The organism is Massilia rubra, from assembly GCF_011682065.1.
In the GTDB taxonomy this organism is placed as follows: domain Bacteria; phylum Pseudomonadota; class Gammaproteobacteria; order Burkholderiales; family Burkholderiaceae_D; genus Telluria_A; species Telluria_A rubra.
The window spans coordinates 1-656 of the sequence record NZ_VUYU01000082.1; the positions used below are offsets into that span (position 1 = coordinate 1).

Consider the following 656-nt stretch of genomic DNA (forward strand, 5'->3'; position numbering starts at 1 on the left):
GCTCCTCGACCTGGCTACGCTTGACGCCCTTGGCGAAGTCATAGTTGAACTCCTCCAGCGTCTTGACCACCGGGAACCCTGCCAGGCGCGTCATCGTGCTTTGCTTCCTCACATTGCGCCCGGCGGCCTCTTCCCTCAGCAGCCCCTCCAGGAAGTCGCTGTAGGCCATCTCCTGCCTGGCCGCCTTCTGGGTGGCCGCGCCGTAGCCCTGGGCCACGAACGGCAGGTTCAGGCTCTCGCATAACGCCGCGATACGCTCATGCTGCAGGTTCATGCCGCCACTCCTTCGCCTGCCCGATTTATCACCAGCAGCGCGTCGTACACGTGCAGCGGATGCTGCGCCGGCGACGGCTGTGCGATCCGGCTGATCACCGCCGCCGGCCGTGGTGGTGTCGGCGCCACCGTTGCCGGCAGCGGACGGGCAGCGGCGATGTCTCCCCGCCACGGTGCCGGCAGCGCTTGCAGATGTTGCGCCTCGCGCTTGAGCGCGCTGGCCGGTGGCTCTTTCGTCGTGCCATGGACGCGAGCGTTGGCGACCTCGGCCAGCCAGTGCGCTACCTCCACGTTGGCCGTGACCACGTCGAGCTTCTGGCCGCTTTGCGCCAGGAGGCTCGCCAGCGGCACGTAGAACGAACGCCGCAGGTAGCCGTTGAAGC

The 656-nt window shown here is 67.7% G+C and carries 1 protein-coding gene and 1 pseudogene; both read right to left on the reverse strand.

Features of this window, described 5'->3' with window-relative positions; genetic code table 11:
• A partial coding sequence (locus F0185_RS35660; protein ID WP_223164580.1) for an ATP-binding protein occupies positions 1–274 on the reverse strand: 274 nt, incomplete at its 3' end.
• Positions 271–656 (reverse strand): annotated as a pseudogene (locus F0185_RS35665) (IS21 family transposase); the annotation flags it as partial. The pseudogene F0185_RS35665 and the gene F0185_RS35660, both read right to left, overlap by 4 nt.